At 72.2% G+C, this 22,622-nt stretch carries 17 protein-coding genes; 13 read left to right on the top strand and 4 right to left on the bottom strand.

All coding sequences use genetic code 11. The features are described 5' to 3' along the window. The first annotated feature begins 80 nt into the window (after nucleotides 1-80). The 13 genes from ACIA5G_RS21215 (at nucleotide 81) to ACIA5G_RS21155 (ending at nucleotide 17,262) form a co-directional block, all read left to right on the top strand. Nucleotides 81-1,634, top strand: coding sequence for a DUF6801 domain-containing protein (locus tag ACIA5G_RS21215; protein WP_395925638.1), 1,554 nt, complete (start codon nucleotides 81-83; stop codon nucleotides 1,632-1,634). 118 nt (nucleotides 1,635-1,752) lie between these two features. Further along, complete coding sequence (locus ACIA5G_RS21210) at nucleotides 1,753-2,499, top strand: hypothetical protein (protein WP_395925636.1); 747 nt, start codon at nucleotides 1,753-1,755, stop codon at nucleotides 2,497-2,499. Next, the gene (locus ACIA5G_RS21205) at nucleotides 2,496-3,281 is read left to right on the top strand and encodes an MlaE family ABC transporter permease (RefSeq protein ID WP_395925634.1); all 786 of its coding nucleotides are present in this window, start codon (nucleotides 2,496-2,498) and stop codon (nucleotides 3,279-3,281) included. Before ACIA5G_RS21210 ends, ACIA5G_RS21205 begins: the two co-directional genes overlap by 4 nt. Beyond that, complete coding sequence (locus ACIA5G_RS21200; protein ID WP_013229372.1) at nucleotides 3,282-4,097, top strand: ABC transporter permease; 816 nt, start codon at nucleotides 3,282-3,284, stop codon at nucleotides 4,095-4,097. Continuing rightward, complete coding sequence (locus ACIA5G_RS21195) at nucleotides 4,094-5,299, top strand: MCE family protein (protein ID WP_395925632.1); 1,206 nt, start codon at nucleotides 4,094-4,096, stop codon at nucleotides 5,297-5,299. The genes ACIA5G_RS21200 and ACIA5G_RS21195 overlap by 4 nt, the downstream gene beginning before the upstream one ends. Continuing rightward, nucleotides 5,296-6,312: an MCE family protein gene (locus tag ACIA5G_RS21190; RefSeq protein ID WP_395925630.1), complete on the top strand. Its 1,017-nt coding sequence runs from the start codon at nucleotides 5,296-5,298 to the stop codon at nucleotides 6,310-6,312. Before ACIA5G_RS21195 ends, ACIA5G_RS21190 begins: the two co-directional genes overlap by 4 nt. After that, nucleotides 6,309-7,319 carry an MCE family protein gene (locus ACIA5G_RS21185; RefSeq protein WP_395925628.1) on the top strand — a complete coding sequence of 337 codons (1,011 nt, stop codon included), beginning with the start codon at nucleotides 6,309-6,311 and terminating at the stop codon, nucleotides 7,317-7,319. Before ACIA5G_RS21190 ends, ACIA5G_RS21185 begins: the two co-directional genes overlap by 4 nt. Further along, the gene (locus tag ACIA5G_RS21180) at nucleotides 7,319-8,317 is read left to right on the top strand and encodes an MCE family protein (RefSeq protein ID WP_395925626.1); all 999 of its coding nucleotides are present in this window, start codon (nucleotides 7,319-7,321) and stop codon (nucleotides 8,315-8,317) included. Before ACIA5G_RS21185 ends, ACIA5G_RS21180 begins: the two co-directional genes overlap by 1 nt. Beyond that, nucleotides 8,314-9,285: an MCE family protein gene (locus ACIA5G_RS21175; protein ID WP_395925624.1), complete on the top strand. Its 972-nt coding sequence runs from the start codon at nucleotides 8,314-8,316 to the stop codon at nucleotides 9,283-9,285. The genes ACIA5G_RS21180 and ACIA5G_RS21175 overlap by 4 nt, the downstream gene beginning before the upstream one ends. Then, nucleotides 9,285-10,391 (top strand): MlaD family protein, encoded by a 1,107-nt coding sequence (locus ACIA5G_RS21170; protein ID WP_395925622.1) that lies wholly within the window; start codon nucleotides 9,285-9,287, stop codon nucleotides 10,389-10,391. The genes ACIA5G_RS21175 and ACIA5G_RS21170 overlap by 1 nt, the downstream gene beginning before the upstream one ends. Continuing rightward, complete coding sequence (locus tag ACIA5G_RS21165; protein ID WP_395925620.1) at nucleotides 10,388-10,894, top strand: hypothetical protein; 507 nt, start codon at nucleotides 10,388-10,390, stop codon at nucleotides 10,892-10,894. The genes ACIA5G_RS21170 and ACIA5G_RS21165 overlap by 4 nt, the downstream gene beginning before the upstream one ends. After that, nucleotides 10,891-11,484, top strand: coding sequence for a hypothetical protein (locus tag ACIA5G_RS21160; RefSeq protein WP_395925618.1), 594 nt, complete (start codon nucleotides 10,891-10,893; stop codon nucleotides 11,482-11,484). The genes ACIA5G_RS21165 and ACIA5G_RS21160 overlap by 4 nt, the downstream gene beginning before the upstream one ends. Before the next feature lie 144 nt (nucleotides 11,485-11,628). Further along, nucleotides 11,629-17,262, top strand: a complete 5,634-nt coding sequence (locus tag ACIA5G_RS21155; RefSeq protein ID WP_395925616.1) for an acyltransferase domain-containing protein — start codon at nucleotides 11,629-11,631, stop codon at nucleotides 17,260-17,262. A gap of 9 nt (nucleotides 17,263-17,271) precedes the next feature. On the opposite strand, the gene ACIA5G_RS21150 is transcribed toward ACIA5G_RS21155, so the two are convergent. From ACIA5G_RS21150 to ACIA5G_RS21135, 4 genes are all read right to left on the bottom strand, one after another. Beyond that, nucleotides 17,272-18,468: a PucR family transcriptional regulator gene (locus ACIA5G_RS21150; RefSeq protein ID WP_395925614.1), complete on the bottom strand. Its 1,197-nt coding sequence runs from the start codon at nucleotides 18,466-18,468 to the stop codon at nucleotides 17,272-17,274. Between the two features lie 31 nt (nucleotides 18,469-18,499). Beyond that, the gene (locus tag ACIA5G_RS21145; protein WP_395926486.1) at nucleotides 18,500-19,690 is read right to left on the bottom strand and encodes a helix-turn-helix domain-containing protein; all 1,191 of its coding nucleotides are present in this window, start codon (nucleotides 19,688-19,690) and stop codon (nucleotides 18,500-18,502) included. A 379-nt stretch (nucleotides 19,691-20,069) separates the two neighbouring features. Continuing rightward, complete coding sequence (locus ACIA5G_RS21140; protein WP_395925612.1) at nucleotides 20,070-21,002, bottom strand: alpha/beta fold hydrolase; 933 nt, start codon at nucleotides 21,000-21,002, stop codon at nucleotides 20,070-20,072. 366 nt (nucleotides 21,003-21,368) lie between these two features. After that, entirely contained in the window at nucleotides 21,369-22,568 is a 1,200-nt protein-coding gene (locus tag ACIA5G_RS21135; protein WP_395925610.1) for a helix-turn-helix domain-containing protein, read from the bottom strand. Nucleotides 22,569-22,622 lie beyond the last annotated feature (54 nt).

Below are 22,622 nucleotides of genomic sequence, written 5' to 3'. Positions count from 1 at the left end.
AGAATCGGGCGCCGCTTGTCCGCTGGGAATCGCGGAGGTAGTTTTCGTTCAAATTCCCCCATTCCCCGAGGTGACGAGCCGTGAAGTTTTCGTGGAAGTCGAGAAAGCCCGCCTACGGTCTGGCCGCGGTGACCGTCGCGGGAGTCGCGGCCACCGTCGCGCTGGTCGGGGCCGGGCCGACGCAGGCCGCGCCGGTGAGCCTGACGCTGAACTACAACTGCCCGTTCCCCCTGATCGGTGATCAGGTGCTGACGGTGAAGATCGACACCAACCTGCCGGACAACGCCGTCGCGGGCGCCGCGTCGACCCCGATCACCTTCGACGTCGACGTCACCGTGCCGGAGACCGCGACCGAGGGCCTGGCGCTGGTCGGCGCCACCTCGCTGGACGGCAGCGCGAAGGCCGCGGCCGTGCTCAAGTACCCGGTCGACAAAACGCTGAACCTGAACCTGCCGCTGGCCATCGCGTCGACGCCGGTGCCGGCCGCGGGCGCGTTCCACGTCAAGAGCAGTGGCAAGGCGCCGGCGGTGACGTTCCCCAGCCCGGGCACCGCGTCGGTGACGGTCGGGAACTTCAGCACCACGATGACCCCGCGCACCGCGGACGGCCAGCCGACCGACCTCGGCACGTTCACCTCGGACTGCATCGCCGTCCCTGGGCAGAACCAGCAGCTGGGCACGTTCGAGGTCAAGCCGGCGGGCGGCACCACCACGCCGACGACCCCGACGACGCCCACCACCCCGACCACCCCGACGACCGAGCCCACGACTCCGACGACGGAGCCGACCACGCCGACGACGGAGCCGACCACTCCGACCACCGAGCCGACGACTCCCACGACCGAGCCCACAACTCCGACCACGGAGCCGACAACTCCCACGACGGAGCCGACCACTCCGACCACCGAACCCACAACTCCGACCACTGAGCCGACCACGCCGACGACGGAGCCCACCACTCCGACCACCGAACCCACAACGCCGACGACGGAACCCACGACTCCCACCACGGAGCCGACCACCCCGACGACGGAACCGACCACGCCGACCACTGAGCCGACCACGCCGACGACGGAGCCCACCACCCCGACCACTCAGCCGACCACCCCGACCACGACGCCGCCGGGCGGCGTCCAGGTCAAGTACACGGTGAACGGCCACTCGGTCCTCAAGCAGCTGCACGCCACGCTGCCGCTCGGCCCCGGCAGCCTCGACGCGAAGCTCGACGCCGCGTCGGGCAAGTTCGGCGCCCAGCTCGCGCTGCCGAAGTCGGACGTGTACTTCCGGGTGCTCGGTTTCATCCCGGCGTCCGCGACGGTGAAGCTCGACCAGGTCGGCGCGATCAACGGCACGCTCACCGGCGGTGCGGTCAAGGCGAACGCGCAGGTGGACGTCCAGCTCACCAAGGTCCGCGTGTTCGGCTTCCCGATCCTGTCGTCGAACTCGTGCCACACGGTCAAGCCGGCCGACGTGCCGCTCGCCTCGGCGCCCGGGTTCGACCCGCTCAAGGGCGGCAAGCTGACCGCGACCTACGGCATCCCGCGGTTCACCGGCTGCGGTTTCCTCACCGGGCTGATCACCGGCATCACCTCCGGCCCCGGCAACAAGCTGGAAGTGAACCTGACCAAGAAGTGAAGTTGTGACGCGGCGGGGAAAAACCGCCCCGCCTGCCACTGAGCGGCATGACAAGAAACGCGGATTCCTTGTGTGAAAAAAGGAATCATGAGTAACTACGGAACATGAGGAACTTCGGATGTCAGTGCTGACACGCGCGGTGCCGCTCCTGCTCGTGCTGGTCCTGGCCGCGTTCTCGCTCGGCGCCGCGGAAGCCGCGCCGAGCGAGAGCGCACCCGGAGCCCAGGCTGCCGCGGTCAACTTCCCGGTGGGGTTCTACGTCGGTGACGAGCAGCAGCCGACCACCAGCCACGTCGCGAAGCTCGGCTCCGACATCACCTTCCCGCAGGGCCGGTTCGACGGCGCCCTGCTCGGCCTCAGCGGCCGCGTGCCGCTCACCGGCAAGCTCACCATCCCGGTGACCTCCAGCTACTTCGTGACGTTCCGGTTCATGCCGGCCACCGGCACGGTCGAGCTGGTCCCGGCCGGCGACGTCACCGGCAGCACCCAGGTGCTGACCGGCAAGGACACCAACTGCAAGCAGACGCAGACCAACCTCTGCGCCGACGCCGACGTCACCGCGAAGGTCTTCGTCAAGCTTTCGAACCTCGAGGTGGAAGGCAAGACGCTCGACGTCGGCCCGGACTGCCGCACCGCCCAGCCCGCCGAGGTGAACCTCAAGTCCCTGCTGCCACTGGCTTTTCCCGCGCAGCCGGCGAAGACGCAGACGACGTTCACCACCCCGCCGTTCGCGGGCTGCCGCGGTCACGAGGACCTCAGCCGGCTGCTCACCGGCCTGGTTTCCGGGCCCGGCAACACCTTGGTGACGCACCTCGTGCTCCGCTGCGTGGGCAGCACCGGCCCGAACGGCTGCGGGGCGGCATGACGATCCAGGTGCAGCAGCGGGCCGCGAACGGCCTGCGCGAGTTCGGCCGCATGTGCGCGATGGGCCTCGACATCATCCTCGCGATGTTCCGCCGCCCGTACCAGGTCCGCGAGTTCGTCCTGCAGTTCTGGTTCATCGCCAGCGTTTCCATCGCGCCGGCGATCCTCGTCTCCATCCCGTTCGGCGCGGTGATCTCGCTGCAGCTCGGCTCGCTCACCAGCCAGATCGGCGCCCAGCAGTTCAACGGCGCGGCGAGCGTACTGGCCGTCGTGCAGCAGGCGAGCCCGATCGTGACCACGCTGATCATCGCCGGCGCGGGCGGCAGCGCGATCTGCGCCGACCTCGGTGCGCGCAGCATCCGCGAGGAGATCGACGCGATGGAGGTGCTCGGGGTCTCGCCGATCCAGCGCCTGGTCGTGCCGCGGGTGCAGGCCGCGGTCTGCGCGTCCGTGCTGCTCAACGGCCTGGTCAGCGTGGTCGGCGTGCTCGGGGGTTACTTCTTCAACGTGATCATCCAGGGCGGCACACCCGGCGCGTACTTGGCCAGCTTCAACGCCCTCGCGCAGCTACCGGACCTCGTGGTCAGCTCGGTGAAGGCGGTGATCTTCGGTTACCTCGCCGGAGTTGTCGCCTCTTACCGCGGCTTGAACCCGAAAGGCGGGCCGAAGGGCGTCGGCGACGTGGTCAACCAGTCCGTCGTCATCACGTTCCTGTTGCTCTTCTTCGTCAACACCGTGCTCACCGCCCTGTACCTGCAACTCGTTCCGGCGAAGGGGACCTGAGTGGCCATCCTCGGCAAACCCGGCGACCGGCTGTTCGACCTCGGCGACCAGCTGCTCTTCTACGTCCGCGCGCTCGCCGCCGTCCCGCTCGCGGTCACCCGCTACTTCCGCGAGGTGGTGCGGCTGCTGGCCGAGGTGACGTTCGGCAGCGGCGCGCTCGCGGTGATCGGCGGCACGATCGGCGTGATGGTCGGGCTGTGCGTGTTCACCGGCGTCACCGTGGGCCTGCAGGGGTTCAGCGCGCTGAACCAGATCAACATCTCGGCGATGACCGGCTTCCTGACCGCGTACTTCAACACCCGCGAGATCGCGCCGCTGGTCGCCGGGCTCGCGCTTTCGTCCACTGTGGGCAGTGGGTTCACCGCGCAGCTCGGCGCGATGCGGATCTCCGAGGAGATCGACGCGCTCGAGGTGATGGCCGTGCGGAGCATGCCGTACCTCGTCACGACGCGGATCGTCGCCGGGTTCATCGCGATCATCCCGCTGTACGTCATCGGGTTGCTGATCTCCTACCTCGGCTCGCGGCTCACCACCGTTGTCTTCTTCGGACAGTCCGGCGGCACCTACGACCACTACTTCACGCTGTTCCTGCCTCCCGGCGACGTGCTGTGGTCGTTCGGCAAGGTCCTGGTCTTCAGTGTCGGCGTGATCCTGACGCACTGCTTCTACGGCTATCGCGCGAGCGGTGGCCCGGCCGGTGTCGGGGTGGCGGTCGGCCGGGCGGTGCGGACGTCGATCGTGCTGATCAGCGTGCTCGACCTGTTCCTGTCGCTGGCCATCTGGGGCGCGACGACCACGGTCAAGGTGTCCGGATGAGCCGGTTCCGCACGCAGCTCGCCGGGGTCGCGTTCCTCGGGGTGCTGGTCCTGCTCGGGTACCTCGCGGTGGCCATCTACGACAAGGACTTCGACCGCTCCGAGCTGGTGACGCTGCAGGCGGACCGGGTCGGCAACCAGCTCGCCCCGACCGCCGAGGTGAAGGTCAAGGGAGTGCCGTTCGGCGAGGTCCGGGCGGTGCGCAGCACGGGGACGGGCGCCGAGATCGACCTCGCGCTCGACCCGGCGAAGCTGGGGCAGCTGCCCCGCAACGTCTCCGCGCGGCTGCTGCCCAAGACGGTGTTCGGCGAGCGGTACGTCAACCTCGTGCTGCCCGACCTGCCACGCGGCTCCCTGCGCGCCGGCGACGTCATCGCGCAGGACCACTCGTCCAGCGCGATCGAGCTGGAGCGGGTGCTCGGTGACCTGCTCCCGCTGCTGCGCGCGGTCCAGCCGCAGAAGCTGAACAGCTCGCTCGGCGCCATCTCGCAGGCGCTCGACAACCGGGGGAAACCGCTGGGGGACAGCATCGTCCAGCTGCAGGACCTGCTCGGCCAGGTGAACCCGCTCATGCCGCAGTTCAAGGCGGACATCACCGGGCTCGCGAACGCGGCCGACGTCTACACCGGCGCCGCGCCGGACATCCTGCAGGCGCTGACCGACCTCTCGACCACCGCGAAGACCATTGTGGACACCCGCGCCGACCTCGACAACCTCTACACGAGCGTCACCAGCGCAACGGGGCACCTGAACGAGTTCCTACGGAAGAACAAGGACAACATCATCGGCGTCTCGGCCGCGAGCCGCCCGTCGCTGGAACTGCTGTCGCGGTATTCGCCGGAGTTCCCGTGCCTGTTCGACGCGGTCAACCGGCTCAAACCGCTGATGGAGAAGGCCCTCGGCAAGGGCACGAACGAACCGGGCCTGCACGTGACGCTCACCGTGCAGGACCCGCGCGAGAAGTACGTGCCCGGCCGCGACAACCCGCGGTTCGACGCCACCGGCGGGCCGAAGTGTTACGGCGGTGGCGCGGCGGCGCCGGGTGCCGCGTTCGCGACCGACGGCGACCTCGGCCCGGCCAACTCCCCGGGTGAGCGGCAGCTCGTCGCGGAACTGCTCAAGCCGGCGCTGGGGGACGTGCCGGACTGGAGCAGTGTGCTGATCGGACCCGCGCTGCGGGGGACGGAGGTGACCGTCCGATGAGGAGCGTCACCGGGCCCGCGATCAAGGGCCTGATCTTCTTCCTGATCACCGCGGTCGCCACCGGGGTGCTCGCGATCACGATCGCCAACTCCGGGGTCGGCGCCACCATCGGGTACACGGCGCGGTTCACCGACGCCACCTCGGTCAACTCCGGCGACGAGGTCCGGATGGCCGGCGTCCGGATCGGCCAGGTCGACGAGGTGCACGTGGTCGAGCACCGCCTGGCCGACGTCTCGTTCTCGGTCGACCGCACACACCGGCTCACCGCGTCGGCGGCGGTCACCATCCGCTACCGCAACCTCGTCGGCCAGCGGTACCTCTCGGTCGACCCGGGCGCCACCGACACGTCGCCGACCCTCGCCGAAGGCGCGCAGATCCCCCTCGAACGGACCAAACCCGCCCTCGACCTCACCGCGCTGTTCAACGGCTTCAAGCCGCTCTTCCAGGCGCTGTCGCCGAACGACGTCAACCAGCTGTCGTTCGAGATCATCCAGGTGCTGCAAGGTGAGGGCAGCACGATCGAGAGCCTGCTGCGGCACACGGCGTCACTGACGTCCACGCTGGCCGGCAAGGACCAGGTCATCGGCCAGGTGATCGGCAACCTCAACACCGTGCTCGACACCGTGAACGCCCAGGGTGACCAGTTCGACGCGCTCGTCGACACCACGGCGCAGCTCGTCACCGGCCTGGCCGCGGACGCCAAGCCGATCGGGTCGGCGATCGGCGGCCTCGGCGAGCTGACCACCGCCACCGCCGGGCTGCTCCAGCAAGGGCGTCAGCCGCTCAAGGACAGCATCACCGCGCTCGGCGACCTGTCGAAGAACCTGGCCGACAACACCCCGGTGTTCGAGCAGTTCATCACCAACCTCCCGAAGAAGCTCGACCGCATCGGCACGCTGTTCTCCTACGGCTCGTGGGCGAACTTCTACCTGTGCTCGGTGGAAACCGACGCCCGGCCGGCGCCGGGCGGCCCGCCACCGGGCGTCCCCGTCACGGCTGCGAGGTGCCGATGAAACCGCCGCGCGTCAAACCGTTCCGGGCGCGCAACCCGATCGCCGTCGGCGCGGTGACCGCGCTGGTCATGGCGCTGATCGGCAGTGCGACGTTCTTCTCCGACGACCTGCCGCTCGTCGGCGGCGGCACCACGTACCGGGCGGAGTTCCACGAGGCCGCCGGGCTGAAGCCGAACGACGAGGTCCGTGTCGCCGGGGTGAAGGTCGGCGAGGTCACCGACGTGCGGCTGGCCGGGGACCACGTCGAGGTGCTGTTCCGCGTCAAGGACACCTGGGTGGGCAACCGGACGACGGCGGCGATCAAGATCAAGACGCTGCTGGGCCAGAAGAACCTGGTGCTCGACCCGGTCGGCAACGGTGAACTGAACCCGGACCAGCCGATCCCGGCCGAGCGCACGAGCTCGCCCTACGACGTCACCGACGTGTTCAACGACCTCGCGAGCACGGTCGGCGCGATCAACACCGACCAGCTCGCGCAAGCGTTCCGCACGCTGTCCGACACCCTCGGCGCGTCGGCGCCCAGCGACGTCCGGACCGCGTTCGACGGGATCGCCGCCCTGTCGCAAACGCTTGCTTCGCGCGACGAAGAGCTGGTCAAGCTGTTCCAGAACACCAACCAGGTGTCGAAGACCCTCGGTGAGCGGTCCGGCCAGATCCAGGCGCTGATCCGCGACGGCAACACGCTGCTCACCGAGCTGAACGCCCGCAAGGACGCGATCGCGAAGCTGTTCACCGGCATCAAGGACCTGTCGATCCAGCTGCGCGGGCTGGTCGCGGAGAACCAGCAGACACTCGGCCCGGCGCTCGACCAGCTCGACCGCGTCGCCACCGTGCTGCAGCGCAACCAGGGGAAGCTCGAGGACAGCCTGCGCCTGGCCGGCCCGTTCTACCGGCTGCTCGGCAACGCCGTCGGCAACGGCCGGTGGATCGACACCTACATCTGCGGGCTGATCCCCACCGGCACCACACCCGGCAGCTGCCTGCCGCCCAAGAACGGGGGACGCTGATGGCGCACCAGCTGATCGACCTCGGCGCGCAGGCGAAACGCCGCACCCGGCTGCGGGCGCTCGCCGTCGGAGTCGTGCTCGCGCTGCTGGTCACGACGGTGTGGCCGCTGGCCACCCGGCCCGGCGAGCGCACGCTCACCGCGTACTTCACCGCGGCTGTCGGCATCTATCCGAACTCCGACGTGCGCGTACTCGGCGTCGCCATCGGTTCGGTGTCCAAAGTGGAACCGAACGGCACCGACGTCAAGGTGACGATGACGCTGAAGCCGGACGTCCGGCTGCCGGCCGGCGCCGGTGCCGTGGTCATCACGCCGAGCCTGGTCGCCGACCGGTACGTCCAGATCACGCCCGTCTACCAGGGCGGACCGGAGCTGGCCGACGGCGCGTCGATCCCGCGCGAGCGCACCGCGACCCCGGTCGAGGTCGACGACCTGCTGCACAGCCTCAACCAGCTGATGTCGGCGCTCGGGCCGCAGGGCGCCAACAAGGACGGCGCGGTCAGCGAGGTGCTGACCAAGTCGGCGGAGTACCTCAACGGCAACGGGCAGACCATCGGCGAGGCGATCAAGAACCTCGGCGAATTCGCCCGCACCGCGAGCGACTCCAAGGACGACCTGTTCAACTCGGTCGACAACATCAGCAAGTTCACCGCGATGCTCGCCGCCAACGACGGCCAGGTGAAGCAGGCCATCTCGCAGATCGCGTCGATCAGCAAGGTGCTCGCCGACCAGCGTGACCAGTTCTCCGGCGCGCTGACCGAGCTGACCCAGGCGCTGAGTGTCGTGCAGGGGTTCATCAAGGACAACCGCGGCAAGGTGCAGTCCGATGTGGACAAGCTGGCCGACGTCACGAAGGTGCTCGTGAACCAGAAGGACTCCCTCGCCGAAGCGCTCGACGCGGCCCCGAACGCCCTGACGAACCTGCTGGGCGCCTACAACCAGGCGACCGGGACCATCGACGGCCGCGGCAACCTCCTCGAGTTCCCGGAGACCAAATGAAGTCCCTGGTCAAGCTGGCCGCGGTGGTGACGCTTGCACTGGTCACCACCGGCTGTGGCCGCGGGGTGAGCGTCTACGACATCCCGCTGCCCGGCGGCGCCGCGCTCGGCGACCACCCGATCCACGTCACCGCGAGCTTCACCAACGTGCTCGACCTGGTGCCGCAGTCCGGGGTCAAGGTCAACGACGTGCCGGTCGGCCAGGTCGTCAAGGTGGAGCTGGCGCCGGACGGGCACAGCGCGCGGGTCGACCTGCTGCTCAACGGCGACGTCGACCTGCCGGGCAACGCCGTCGCGCGGCTGCGGCAGGCCAGCATCCTCGGGGAGAAGTTCGTCGAGCTGGCCCCGCCGGACGACGCGACGCCGTCCGGCCGGCTCCTCGACGGCGCGGCCATCCCGCTGGACCGGTCCACGTTGACGCCCGAAATCGAGGAGGTCTTCGGCGCGTTGTCCCTGCTGCTCAACGGCGGCGGGGTCGCGCAGGTCCAGAACATCAGCCATGAGCTCAACGACGCCCTCGGCGGCAAGGAGACGGCGGCACGCAGCCTGCTGTCCAATTTGGACACGTTTGTCCAGGGGCTCGACGAGCACCGTAACGAGATCACGCGGGCCATCGAGAGTGTCAACAAGCTCGCGGGGACGCTGAGCGCGCACACCGACCAGATCACCACCACGCTGAACGGCCTGACCCCCGGCATCGGCGTCCTCAACCAGCAGCGGGAAGCGCTGGTCGGGATGCTCAAGTCGCTGGACGGGCTGACCTCCGTCGCCGTCGACACGGTGAACCGCAGCAAGGACGACCTCGTCGCCGACCTCAAGTCGCTCGAACCGCTGCTGCGGCGGCTGGCCGACTCCGGTGACAAACTGCCGAAGGCGATGGAGATGATCTTCACCTTCCCGTTCCCGGACGCCGCGCTCGACACCATCCGCGGTGACTACCTCAACGGGTTCCTCAAGGTGGGCCACTGATGCTGACCCGGTTCGTGCGTGTCCAGGTGACGCTCTTCGTGGTGATCGCCGTGCTCGGCGTCGCCTACGTCGGGGCCACCTACGCCGGCCTCGACAAGGTGTTCTTCGACCGCGGCTACACCGTGAAGGCGCAGTTCCCGACCGGCGGTGGCATCTTCACCAACGCCGAGGTCACCTACCGCGGGGTGCCGATCGGCCGGGTCGGCGAGCTGCGGCTCACCCCGGCCGGGATGGAAGCGGACCTCGAGATCGACTCCGGCACCGCGCCGGTCCCGGCCGACACCGAAGCCGTCGTCGCCGACCGGTCGGCGATCGGCGAGCAGTACGTCGACCTGCGGCCGCGCACCGACGGCGGGCCGAAACTGCAGGACGGCTCGGTCATCATCCAGGCCGACACGAAGATCCCGCTGCCGGTCGACGTCGTTTTGTCGACGGTGGACTCGTTTGCCAACTCGGTGCCCAAGCCCGCGCTGCGCACGGTGGTCGACGAGCTGTACAACGCGACGTCCGACGCCGGCCCGGCGCTCGACCAGCTGATCGGCCGCGGCATCGAGTTCGTGCAGGCGGCGAGCGCGCACGTCGCGCCGCTGACCCGGTTCGTCACCGACGCGCACGTGGTGCTCGACACCCAGGTGCAGCAGGCGGACGCGATCCGGAGCTTCGGCGCCAACGCGAAGCTGCTCGCGGCGACACTCAAGCAGTCCGACGGCGATCTGCGCACGCTCATCCCGGCGGTGCCCGCGGCGGCGAACGAGGTCGGCGCGCTGATCCGCGACTCCGGGCCGCAGCTGGGTGTGCTGCTGGCCAACCTGCTGACCACCGCGGACGTGCTCGAAGCGCGGCAGAGCGGGCTGCGTCAGCTGCTTATCACCGCGCCGCAGGCGGTCGCCGCGGGCAGCGCGGTGGTGCGGGCGGACGGCGCGCACTTCGGGCTGTCCTTGACCTTCTTCGACCCACCGCCGTGCACCACCGGGTACACGACGCCCTACCACAACGGCCTCGACACCTCGGCCCGCCCGCTGAACACGGCCGCGCGCTGCGCGCTGCCGCGGGGCGACCCGACCAACGTGCGGGGTTCGCAGAACGCACCGGGAGGACGGCCGTGAGGATCTTCGCTTGGCTGGCCCCGGCGGTGGCGGTCCTCGCGACCGCGGCGGCCGGGTGGTCGGGGTACACCTGGTGGCAGGCGTCGCACGACGACGGGGTCGCGCGGGCGGTCGTCCGGGAGGACGCCCTGCAGGCGGGCCGGACCGCGGTCGCCGGACTGACCACTTTGGACTACCAGCAGGCCGCGCCGGGCTACCAGCGGTGGCTCGAGCTGTCGGGCGGGGCACTGCACGACGAGCTCGCGGCCGACCGCCAGGGCAGTCTCGACCGCATCGCGCAGGCGAAGACCGTCACCGCCGGGAAGGTGACCGACGCGGCGGTGACCGAAGTGGACACCGGCGCGGGCACGGCGAAACTGATCGCGGCGGTCGAGCTGGTGGTGACACCGGACGGGGGAGCCGCGGTGACCAAGCGCAACCGCTTTCAGGCCGACCTGACCCGCGGGCCGGACGGCTGGCACGTCACCGGGCTCGGCCAGGTGCCGACGGGGGAGACACCATGACCACTCCGACGAAGAAGCGCTTGGTGAAGGTGGCCGGGCGCCACCACGAGGCGGAAACCCCGGTGGAAGAGCCGGAAACCCCGGCGGTGAAACCGCGGCGCCGGTCGCGGGTGGTCTTCGCGGCGATCGCCATGGTGATGGCCGGGCTCGCCGTGTGGTTCACGCTCGAAACGCGCAGCACGAACGCCGTGGTTGTGCACAACACCGCGCTTTCCGACGCCTCCGGCACCGCGGAAGCCGGGAAGCAGATCAGCGCCGCGCTCGGCACGGTCTTCTCCTATCGCTACGACGATCCGGCCAAGAGTGAGCAGGCGGCGAAGGAGCTCCTCACCGGGCCCGCCCTCGCGCAGTACGACCAGCTCTTCGGGCAGGTCCGCAAGCTGGCCGTCGACCAGCAGCTCGTGGTGACGTCGACGGCCGTCGCGGCCGGGGTGAAACTGCTCGACGGCGACCGCGCGGCGCTGCTGGTGTTCCTCGACCAGACCGGGACCAGGGGCGACGGGCAGCGCAGCACCGGCGCCGCCCAGCTGAGCGTCACGGCCGAGCGCGTCGGCGGGAAGTGGCGCGTCACCGGGATGTCCGCCGCGTGATTGTCACCCTGACAACAGCCGCCACCGGACCCGCAGTGCACGGAATGACAAAGTATTTCCGCGCATTCGCCATTCGTTGACAGGGATTCTCGGTGGGAAATACGGTGAATCACCGAGCCGCCGCGAGAAATGCGCGAGGAATCCATGAACGACCCCGAAGAGCTGCGCCGGTGGCTCACCGAACGGATCGCCGCCCTCGCCGGCCTGCCGGTGGAGCTGGTCGACGCGGGGGTCCCGATCGCCGAGCTGGGGCTGTCTTCGCGGGACGCGGTGACCGTGGCCGCCGAGGTCGGCGCGCGGCTCGGGCGTGAACCGGACCCCGGCCTGCTCCGGCGGCACCCGTCGATCGCGGCGGTGGCCGCGGCGCTCGCCGGGGAGTCCGAAGTGGACTCCGGGCCGCGGCCCCGGGCCGGTGAGCCGGTCGCGGTGATCGGCATCGGCTGCCGGCTGCCCGGCGGCATCTCCTCACCCGGCGAGCTCTGGCGCGCGCTGCTGGCCGGCGCCGACACGGTCGGCGCGGTGCCGGCCGAGCGCCGTCCGTGGTTCGGGCCCGGCAAGAGCGGTGCCTTCCTCGCCGACGTCGCCGGGTTCGACGCCGCCTTCTTCGGGATCGGCGCGGCCGAAGCCGCGGTGATGGACCCGCGGCAGCGCATCGTCCTCGAGACCACGTGGGCCGCGCTCGAACACGCCGGGATCGCGCCCGGCACGCTGCGCGGCAGCCGCACCGGGGTGTTCGCCGGTGTCTCGGCCGTGGAATACGCCCTTGCGGAAGGGCGTGGTGCCGGCGCGGCGGCGTCGATGATCGCGAACGGGGTGTCGGGCCGGTTCGACCTGCGCGGGCCGAGCGTGGTTGTGGACACGGCGGGGTCGGCGGCGCTGGTTGCCGTCCACCAGGCGGTCCGCGCGCTGGCCGCGGGGGAGGCCGACCTGGCGCTCGCCGCCGGGGTGCACCTGCTGCTCGCGCCGCCGGCCGCCGACGCCGGGGTGCCCGGCGAGGGCTGCGGGGTCGTGGTGCTGAAGCGGCTCGCCGACGTCCGCCGGGACGGTGATCGGGTGCTGGCCGTGATCCGCGGCAGCGCGGTCGGCTCGGCGGGCCGGGGCGCCGGTCCGGCCGCGCAGGAGCAGGTGCTCGCCGACGCGCACGCGGTCGCGAGCTCCAATCCGTCCACTGTGGACTACGTGGAAGCGCACGGCGTCGGGACACCGCCGGGCGACCCGGTCGAGGCACAGGCCCTCGACGTGGTCCTCGGCCGGAACCGCGACCCGCGCCGGCCGTTGCTGCTCGGCTCGGCCAAGACCGGGTTCGGGGACCTCGAAGCCGCGGCGGGGATCCTGGGGCTGGCCAAGGTGGTGCTGGCGCTGTGGCACCACCGGATCCCGCCGTCGCCGCACTTCGCCGGGCCGAGCCCGCGTGTCGGCTTCACCCGGCTGTCCGTGGTGGACCGGCCGGCGGACTGGCCCCGGTACTCCGGCACCGCGCGCGCCGGCGTCTCGGCGGCCGGCTCCGGCGGCACCCATGCCCACGTGGTGCTCGAGGAGTGGCCGAAGCCGATCGAGCCCGCCTCGCCGGGCTCACGGTGGAACGGCCGGCCGCAGGTGTTCACCGTGTCGGCCCGCTCGGAACCGGCGTTGCGCCGCCGGGCGGGCGAGCTGGCGGACTGGCTCGCCGGGCCGGGCCGTGGCACCGCCCCGGGTGACCTGGCCGCGATGCTGGCCCGGCGCCGGGACCAGCTGCCGCTGCGTGCCGCCGTGGTCACCTCGTCCCGCGCCGGCCTCACCGCGGGCCTGCGGGCCGTGGCGGACGGCGGGGCCACGGCGGACGTCGTGCGGGGCACGACCGGGCGCGAGCTGCCGCGCCCGGTCTTCGTCTTTTCGGGGTACGGCTCGCAGTGGCCGGCGATGGGCCGGCGGCTGCTGAGCGCCGAGCCGGAGTTCCGGGCCGCGGTGGCCGAGCTGGAACCGTTGTTCCTGGCCAAGGCCGGGTTCTCGCTGCGGGGCGCGCTGCGGCGGCGGCAGGCCGACCTCGGTGACCCGGCCGCCGGGCAGCCGCTGGTGTTCGGCACGCAGGTCGCACTGGCGGCGTGGTGGCGGGCGCACGGTGTTGAGCCCGCCGCCGTGCTCGGCCACTCGATGGGGGAGATCGCCGCGGCCGTCGTCGCGGGCGCGCTGGACGCCGGAACGGGCCTCGACATCGTCGTCATCCGGGCGAAGCTGCTGCCGGAGCTGGCCGACGGCGCGATGGCCGTGGTCGAACTGTCCGCGGCCGAGCTGGCCGAACTGCGGCCGCGGTTCCCCAGCGTCACGATCGCGGTGTACGCGTCGCCGACGCAGTGCACGGTCAGCGGCAGCCCCGGCCACATCACCGCGCTGGTGACCTACGTCGAAAGTCTCGGCCGGCTGGCCCGGCGGCTGCCCGTCGGCGGTGCCGGGCATTCCGCGGCCGTCGAGCCGATCCTCGCGCGGTTCCGGGCCGGGCTGGGCCGGCTGCGGCCGCAACCACCCGCGGCGACGTGCTACTCCAGCGTGCTCGACGACCCGCGCGCGGCACCGGCGTTCGACGAGGACCACTGGGTCGCCAACCTGCGCCGTCCGGTCCGGTTCACCCAGGCGGTCGCCGCCGCGGTCGCCGACGGGCACCGCTGGTTCGTCGAGGTCTCGCCGCACCCGATCGCGCTCGCCGCCGTCGAGCAGACGGCCCGCGCGGCCGGCGCCGACGTGCGGACGCTGGCCACCCTCAGCCGTCGTGACGGCGAAGAAAACGCTTACGCACACTCGCTCGCCGAGCTCCACACCGCCGGCCACCCGGCGGTGCTCGACCGGCGCTACCCGGAGGCGCCCGTGCTCGACCTGCCCCCACCGCCCTGGGAGCACCGGACGTTCCGGCCGCCGCGCCGGACCGCCGGTCACTCGCTGCTCGGCACGCGTGTCGAAGTGCCGGAGGAGGACCGGCACCTGTGGCAGGCCACGATCGCGCCGGACGCACCCGCGTGGCTCGGCGAGCACCGGGTGCACGACGTCCCGGTGTTCCCGGCGACCGGCTTCCTGGAGCTGTTCCTCGCCGGGGCCCGCGAACTGCTCGGCACCGGCCGCGTCCGCGTCGACGGCCTCGAAGTCCACCGGATGCTGGCGGTGACCGGCGAAACGCTGCTGAGCACGGAGATCCGGGCCGACGGCGCCGCCGTCGTGCGGGCCAAGGCCGGGCCCGGCTGGGTGCGGCACGCGACGGCCTGGGTGTCGGCCGACGCCGAGCCCGCGCCGCCCTCCAGCGCTCCGGCGGGCGAGCCGGCGTCCGTGCCGCCGGTTCCGCCGGGCTACGCGTTCCACCCGCTCCTGGCCGGCAGCTGCCTGCGCGCCCTCGTCTCGACGCTGCCCGACGAGATCCGGCTGCCGACGGCGTTCGGCCGGGTCCGGCTGCTCGGTGACCCGCGCCGAGGGGTGCGGTGCGAGGCCGGCGGGCCCGACGCGGTCCGGCTGGTCACCGCGGACGGCGAGGTGGTGGCCGACTTCGGTGACGTCCGGTTCGAGGCCCTCGGCGGTGTCCCGCTCGCCGCGCGCGCGTTCGGGACGGCCTGGCCCGAAGCGCCGCTGCCGCCGGTTCCCCCGCGCGAGCCGGGCTCGTGGCTGCTGCTCACCGACGAGCACCCGGTCGCCCTCGCCCGGGCCGTCGCGCTGGCCGTGGCCTTGGCCGAAGCCGGGGACGAGGCGCTTTCGCTGCCGCAGGACGATCTTGACGAGCTGCCCGGGTTCCTGGCCGACCGGCCGGTGCGGAGCGTCGTTTTCCTCACCGGGGCGCCGCACGCCTACCACGACGCCGAAGACATCCAGGACCTGCTGCTTTCGGTGCTCTCGGTGGTCACCCGCCTCGGCCCCGGCGTCCGGTTCCACCTGGTGACGCAGTCGAGCGGCGAGCCGGGGCTGGTGGCCCTGCGCGGACTCGTGCGGGTGCTCGCGTTCGACCGGCCGGGGCTGCGGGCGAGCCTCGTCGACGTCGACGCGCGGTCCGATGTGGACGCACTCGTCCGCGAGCTGCGTTCGGACGCACCGGACGACGAAGTGCGCTGGCGCCACGACGTCCGGTACGCGGCGCGGCTGACCCGCGTCCCGCTCGTCGACGGTGTCGCGGCCGGGCCGGGGGCGTACGTGATCACCGGCGGGTTCGGCGCGCTCGGGCTGGCCACCGCGCGCTGGCTGGCGAGCCACGGCGCGACCCGGATCGTCCTTTCCGGACGGCGGGGCGGCACGCTCGAACTGTCCGGAGTGGACGTAGTGGTCGTCGCCGGGGACATCGCCGGCCCCGGTGTTGCCGACCGGCTGGTGGCCGCGGCCACCGCGGACGGCTTGCCACTGCGGGGGATCGTGCACGCGGCCGCCGTGCGCGCCGACGACGTCGAGGCGGTGTGGCGGCCCAAGGTGCTCGGCGCGCGGCGGCTGCACGAGGCGACGGCCGACACGCCGCCGGACTGGTGGCTGCTGTATTCGTCGTCGTCCGCGCTGTTCGGCTCGCCGGGGCGAACGGCCGAGGCGACGGCGAACGCCTGGCTGGACGCGTTTGCGCAGTGGCGCCGCTCGCGGGGCCTGCCCGCGACGGCGGTGAGCTGGGGCGCGTGGACGGCGGACCCCGTGCAGGACCCGATGCCGGTCGCGGAAGGCCTCGACGCGCTGGCCGCCGTGCTCGCCTCGGAGCTGCCGTCGGTCGGGATCACGCGGCTCGACGCGGGCCGCGTTGCCACGCGGTTCCCGGAGCTGACCCGGCGGCCGTTCTTCTCCGCTGTGCTCGGCGGGGTGACCGCGCCCGCCGTCGCGAGCACGCACGAGCGGCTCGCGGGCATCTTCGCCGCGCTGCTCGGCTGCCCGCCGGGCCAGGTGGCCCCGGACGTGCCACTGATCGAGCTCGGCCTCGACTCCCTGACGGCGATGCGCGCCCGGGCCGCGGCCGAGCGCGAGTTCGGCGTCGCGTTGCCGGTGCCGTTGCTGCTGCGCGGTGCGAGCCTGGCCGACCTCACCGAGCACGTGACGGGCACCCCGGCGCCGGTCACCACGGTGGTCGCGCCGCGCGACCACGCCGAACGGTGGCTGCACGGACTCTGGCGGGAGGTGCTCGGCGACGTCGAATTCGGCGTCCACCAGCCCTTTCCGGGCACCCCGGAGCAGGCGACCCGGCTGGCGGCGCGGGTCGCGGAGGTGCACACCGCGGACGGGCTCTTCGCCACACCGACCATCGCGGCGATGGCCGACCTGGTGCGGGCGGCGCTCGACCGGCCGCTGCGGGTCCTGCGCGAAGGCGAGGGCACCCCGCTGGTGCTCTTTCCGCCGTACGTGCCGCTCTCGGCGCACCTCGGCGGCGATTTCCCTTGTTACGGCTTCGAAGCGCTCGATCCGTCCGATGTGGAGGATCCGGCTCGCTGGGTCGAACTGCTGCGGGAGGTGCAGCCGGCCGGGCCGTACCGGCTCGCCGGCGGGCTGCCGGCCTTCGAGACCGCGCGACGGCTGACCGCGCTCGGCGAGCACGTCGACGTCGTGGTGCTCTTCGACACGACCCGGCCGGAGCCGGCCGCGTCGTACGCGGGCCGTGTTGTGCTGTTCCGGGCGCGGGACCCGCACCGCGACGACGGCACACTCGGGTGGGCCGCGTGCTGCGCCGATCTGCACGTCGAGGTCGTGCCGGGGGACCACCGGTCGATGAGCGGCCCACCGCACGTCGAGGTGCTGGCCCGGCACCTCGCGGCCGAGCTGGCCGGGCTGGCCGGGCGCACGAGCCCCGGCATCACCCCCGCGTGACCCGGGCCGTCAGGTCAAGGTGGCGCGCAGGGCGAGGATCATCTCGAAGCGGTCGTCGGGGTCCCGCAGGTGGTCCGCGAACAGGGCTTCCAGTTCCTGGGCCCGGGCGCGGACCGTCTGCGGGTGGATCGCGAGCCGGTCCGCGACCTCGCGGACGTTGCCGCACGTCTCCAGCCAGGCCAGCAGTGTCCCGGCGAGGCGGTTGTACTGCTTCGGGGTCAACGCGGTCAGCGGGCCCAGCCGGCGCCGGGACACCTCGGTGGCGAGGAACGGCTCCTTGCGCAGCCACAGCGTCGCGAGGTGGTCTTCGCACCAGGTCAGCGGCTCGTCCGGGAGGACGTCCGCGGCCACCAGGCGCAACGCCTCCTGCGCCGTCGCCAGTGAGCGGCCCGCCTGCCGCGGCGGCACCGGCGGGCCGACCGCGGCCCGGTGGCCCGCCAGCGCAGCCGTCAGCGCCTCGCGATCCTCGGGCGCGGGAAGCAGCAGCCGCGGGGTGCCGTCTTCGAGGTCTTCCAGCACGTCCAGCCCGCCGACGTCGGCGGGCCCGTCGAGGGCCACCGCGACCAGCCGGTGCGGCAACGGCCAGTCCGCGGCCGTCGCGGCTTCTTGCACCGTCCGCGACGGGGACGGCGGGTCCGCCAGCAGCAGGTCCAGCAGCCGCCGGCGACGCCGTTCCAGCGCGCCCGCCGCCCGTGCCTGCGCTGCCGCGTGCCCTTCGATCGACAACGCCGAGAGCTCGTCGATGTAGGCGAAGATGGCCTCCGCGAGCAGGCACAACGTCGCCGATGGCACGCCGGCCCGGGTCCCCACCTCGGCCATCCGCCGCCAGGTGACTCGCGCGCCGACGCGGTAGGCCGCCTGCAGGACGTCGAGGTTGCGGCCCTGCGCGAGCTCGTGCACACCGAGCCCGACGAACACCCGCCGCCGCTCGTCCGACACCGTGCCGGACGCCGCGATCCGGTCGATGAACTGCAGGATCGCCGCCTGCACGCCGGCGCGCAGCGCCTTGCCGAACGCGCCGTCGAGCGGCCGCGCGTAGTCCGGGATGGTCCGCTGGATCTCGCGCAGCACCTCGTCGGCGACGTCCAGCAGGCGCGGCCGGAACACCGCGGCCAGCTCCCGGGGGAGCATGGTCCACAGCTGTCCCGGCCGGCCGTCGCCACTCAGCATCGGCCCGAAGGACGTCTCGCCGGGCGGTCCCGACACTGGCCTCACCACACCCTTGGGATGAGTCGGATCAGGAACCGAGGAGAGCCTCCGCGCGCAGCGCGATCTCCATGTCGAGCCGGTCGTCGGCGTTGTTGAGCCGGTCGCCGAACAGGTCGATCAGCTGGTGCATGCGGTACCGCACGGTCTGCGGGTGCACCTTGAGCTTCTTCGCGATCTCGGGCGCGCTGCCGCGGGATTGCAGCCAGATCAGCAGCGTCTCGCCGAGCCGGGCCCGCTGCTTCGGGGTGAGGTCGTTGAACGGCTCCAGGCTGCGTGAGCACAGTTCGCGGACGAGGAACTCGTCGGCGAGCAGCCACAGCGTGGACAGGTGGTCGGTGCAGCGGGTCACCGGCGCGTCCGGCAGCACACCGCGCTGGACGAGCTTCAGTGTCCGGCGCGCCCACAGCAGCGACCGCGGCGCCTCGGTGAGCCGCACGGTCGGGCCGATCACCGCGCGCCAGCCGCCCAGCCGCTCGGTGAGGTTCTTCAGGTGCCGCTCCGGGTCGCCGGTGACCAGGCACGGCTCGGTGCCCTCGAGGTCGACGAGGACGTCGGAGTGCAGGTCCGGCGCGGCGAGGCTGTGCTGGTCGGCGCGGGGTTCGAGGGCGACCACGGTGACCTCGGCCGGCAGCGTCCACTGGGCGGTGGCGGCCTGCGCGGTGATGGTCTGCGGGGCCGACGGCGGGTCGGCGAGCACCAGTTCAAGCAGCCGTCTCCGGCGCCGGGCCCGGGTCCCGGCGGCGCGGGTCTGCGCCGCCGTGTACCCCTCGATCGACAGCGCGGAGATCTCGTCGACGTAGGCGAAGATGGCCTCGGCGCTGGTGCACAGTGTGTCCGCGGCGAGGCCGTTGGCCTGCCCGAACTCCGAGATGTGCCGCCACGCGACCCGCCCGCCGACCCGGTACGCGGTCTGCAGGCAGTCGAGGCTGCGGCCTTCGTTGAACTCGATCTTGCCGAGGTTGCGGAACACGGTCGTCCACGTCTCGAGCGGCACGGCACCGGGGGTGCCGACACTGTCGAGGCACTGGATGATCGCCTGCCGGACACCCTGCGTGATGATGTGCCCGAAGGCGCCTTCCAGCGGTTGGCGGTACTCGGGCACCGCCCGCTGGACCTCCTGCAGGATGGCCCGGGCGAGCGGGTCGACCCGCGGCTTGAAGCGGATCGCCAGCTCACGGGGCAGCGACGCCCACAGCCCGATGGCGCCGGAAGCGCGCACGGGCCGGGCGTCGGCCGGGGTCCGCTGGGTGGGTGGGTAGGCGGGCCGGACCCGGTCGGCCGACACGGACTGCTGCCGGTAGGCCGGTCCGGAAGAGCGCTCGCCGGAGTTGGGCCGGTTCACCCGCAGGGCGGGGCCGGCGAACCCGGTGTCCACGTCGGTCATGTTTTATCCTTGCTGGCAACAAAACCGGCCTCTTCGTCGTCGAAGCCGGTCCGGATTTTGTGGCTCAGGCAACATAATTTCGCGCGAACGGCACTGTCAACGGGTTCTCCGCTGACTTTGCGGTAACCCGTCCGGACTACACCCGAACGGGTGGAGCGGCGCGGCAGGAGGTGACACTTCCGTCGCGGGCGCATGGTGCGCGGATGACAACTTTTCAGGCGGGCGTTTTCCGGCCCGTGGCGGCCGTGAGCCGGGCGGCGACGTCGTCGAGTGTCAGCCGCGCGGGCTCGGTGCCCGTGACGAACTCGTTCAGCAGCAGGCAGAACCCGTCCGGGTCGGACACATGTGGAAAGTGTTTCGCGTTTTCCCGCACGGTCAATCGGCTGTTCGGCAGCAGTTCGGCCGTCCGGCGCCCGTGCCGGACCGGGATGAGCGGGTCGCGTGCGCCCCAGACCAGCAGCATCGGCACCGCTTCGGCCAGGTAGAGCTTCTCCACGGCGCTCGCGCGCTGGCCGCGCAGGTCGATCAGGCTGCGCGCGATGAACAGGAACGCCCGCCGTCGTGCCGGGTCGGCCAGCGAGCCGAAATGCCGGGCCAGCTCCCGTGTTTCCGGCTTGACCGACCGGCCGAGCCGCCGCCCGAGCCGCCCCACCGCCCGCGCGAGCGCGAGGGTCACGCGGTTCACAGCCAGGGCCAGGACGGTCGGCGCGCCCGGCAATGCCGCGGCCCGCAGCACCGGGCTGACCTCCGGGCCGAGCCCGGCGCTGCCGACCAGCACCAGCCGGTCGCACATTTCCGGGAACTGGTAGGCGAACTGCATCGCGATGCCGCCGCCGAGCGAGTGCCCGACGACGGTCGCGTGCCGCACGCCGGACACCGCCAGCACGTCCCGCACGATGCTAGCCATCGCGCCGAGGCCGTAGTCCGCGCGCGGTGCTTCGGATTCGCCGTGGCCGGGCAGATCGAGCGCCAGCACACGTCGGCCGAGCGCGGCGCACCGGTCCAGCACCGGCAGCCAGGTTTCCGCGCTGCCCGCGATCCCGTGCAGCAGCACGATCGCTTCGTCATGCGCACCTGAAGCAGGCAGGTGCTCGTGCAGCCGGATTTGCCGGCCGTGGAGGGTGAGGGTGTACGTCTCGAAGGTCATCGGCCACCTTTCTCGCGAACCCGAAAATAGGGCATCCGACTACTTGCGCCGGGTGTGGTGAACACCACCGCACCGGAATCCGGTTCGGGCATGACAAGAACGTGCGCCGAAAGGCGGTCGCAGGTGCGGGGTTTCCCGATGTCACCGGTTATGCGTATCGACATTCCGCGGGTATCCGGGTATTCCTCGAACATGGCTGCAATGTCGCACCGGACGCGCTGATGTCCTGCCGCGCGAGTTTCCATTTCGGTCACCACGGGCCGGCCCTGCCGCGGCGGCGGCCGGGGAGCCGGCCGTGGCGGCGCGTGCTGCCCGTGCCGATGAGCCGGCTGACCCGCGGTGACGACCGCGTCGCCGCGGTGCCGGTCAGCCGTCCGACGGCTTGTGCGCGCGCATGAGCCGCTGAGCCCGCAGCGCGAGCTGCATGCCGAGGCGGTCGTCGGCGTCCTTGAGCCGGTCGCCGAACAGCTCCTCGAGCTGCCGCAGGCGGTTGCGCACGGTCTGCGGGTGGACGCCGAGGCGCTGGGCGATCTCCGGAGCCCCGCCGCGCGTCTCCAGCCAGGCCAGGAGCGTCTCGCTGAGCCGTTCGCGCTGCTTCTCGCTGAGGGAGGCGAACGGGTCGAGGCTCTGGCGGGCCAGCTCGGCGGCCAGGAAGTCCTCGGCGAGCAGCCAGAGCGTGGCCAGGTGGTCGCGGCACCAGATGATCGGGCCGGGGACGTCGGGCCCGGACAGCAGCAACGCCCGCCGGGCGGTGCGCAGCGCGGCCGGGGCGTCGGCCAGCGGCACGGTCGGCGACACCGCGGCCCGCCAGCCGTCGAGCTTCGCCTCCAGCGGCGCGAGGTCGGCGTCGGGGTCGCGGGTCAGCAGGTGCGGCTCGGCGCTTTCGAGGTCGGCGAGGACGCCGTCGCCGAGCAGGTCGGCGGGGAAGTCGGCGGCGTCGGGCCCGCGTTCGAGGGCGACCATCGCGGCGGTCTCCGGCAGCGGCCAGCCCGCGCCGCCGGCCAGCCCGGCGATGCTGCTCGCGGCGCCTTCCGGGCCCTGGACGATCAGCTCGAGGAGGCGGCGGCGCCGGACCGGTACGGCGCCCTCGGCCTCGGCCTGCGCCTGCTGGTAACCGTCGATCGCGGTGGCGCACAGCTCGTCGACGTAGGCGAAGATGGCCTCCGCGGCGACCGAGATCACCGCCGGGTCGACCCCCGCGGCGACCACGCCGGGGTGCATCGCCCGCCAGGCGACCCGGGCCCCGATGGTGGCGCTGTCCTGCAGCGCGTCGAGGTTGCGGCCCTCGGTGAACTCGATCCGGCCGCGGCCGCGGAAGAACTCGATCCAGTGCTCGTGTGACAGGCCGGGCTCGCCCATCGAGTCGACGCAGTGCTGCACCGCGTACTCGACGCTCTTGACCAGGACTTTTCCGAAGACGCCCTTGAGCGGCTGGCCGTAGGCCGGGACCGTGCGCTGGACCTCCTGGATCATCGAGGCCGCGGCGTGCCCGACGTGCGGGCGCAGGCCCGCGCCCAGCGCGCGCGGCAGCGAGGCCAGCAGGCGGAAGCTGCGGTACTCGACCACGAATCCCCCTTCGAGTCGTCGGCGGGAGCAGAGCGTATCCGACGGATGTGTCAC

This window comes from Amycolatopsis sp. NPDC051758, assembly GCF_044453095.1.
GTDB lineage: Bacteria > Actinomycetota > Actinomycetes > Mycobacteriales > Pseudonocardiaceae > Amycolatopsis.
This window is presented reverse-complemented; position numbering and strand designations above follow the sequence as displayed.

Bases quoted from the DNA above. Each gene is read 5' to 3' on its own strand.
- ACIA5G_RS21205 (WP_395925634.1), top strand. From the start codon at position 2,496: ATGACGATCCAGGTGCAGCAGCGGGCCGCGAACGGCCTGCGCGAGTTC.
- ACIA5G_RS21210 (WP_395925636.1), top strand. From the start codon at position 1,753: ATGTCAGTGCTGACACGCGCGGTGCCGCTCCTGCTCGTGCTGGTCCTG.
- ACIA5G_RS21175 (WP_395925624.1), top strand. From the start codon at position 8,314: ATGAAGTCCCTGGTCAAGCTGGCCGCGGTGGTGACGCTTGCACTGGTC.
- ACIA5G_RS21155 (WP_395925616.1), top strand. From the start codon at position 11,629: ATGAACGACCCCGAAGAGCTGCGCCGGTGGCTCACCGAACGGATCGCC.
- ACIA5G_RS21160 (WP_395925618.1), top strand. From the start codon at position 10,891: ATGACCACTCCGACGAAGAAGCGCTTGGTGAAGGTGGCCGGGCGCCAC.
- ACIA5G_RS21185 (WP_395925628.1), top strand. From the start codon at position 6,309: ATGAAACCGCCGCGCGTCAAACCGTTCCGGGCGCGCAACCCGATCGCC.
- ACIA5G_RS21190 (WP_395925630.1), top strand. From the start codon at position 5,296: ATGAGGAGCGTCACCGGGCCCGCGATCAAGGGCCTGATCTTCTTCCTG.
- ACIA5G_RS21180 (WP_395925626.1), top strand. From the start codon at position 7,319: ATGGCGCACCAGCTGATCGACCTCGGCGCGCAGGCGAAACGCCGCACC.
- ACIA5G_RS21195 (WP_395925632.1), top strand. From the start codon at position 4,094: ATGAGCCGGTTCCGCACGCAGCTCGCCGGGGTCGCGTTCCTCGGGGTG.
- ACIA5G_RS21170 (WP_395925622.1), top strand. From the start codon at position 9,285: ATGCTGACCCGGTTCGTGCGTGTCCAGGTGACGCTCTTCGTGGTGATC.
- ACIA5G_RS21140 (WP_395925612.1), bottom strand. From the start codon at position 21,002: ATGACCTTCGAGACGTACACCCTCACCCTCCACGGCCGGCAAATCCGG.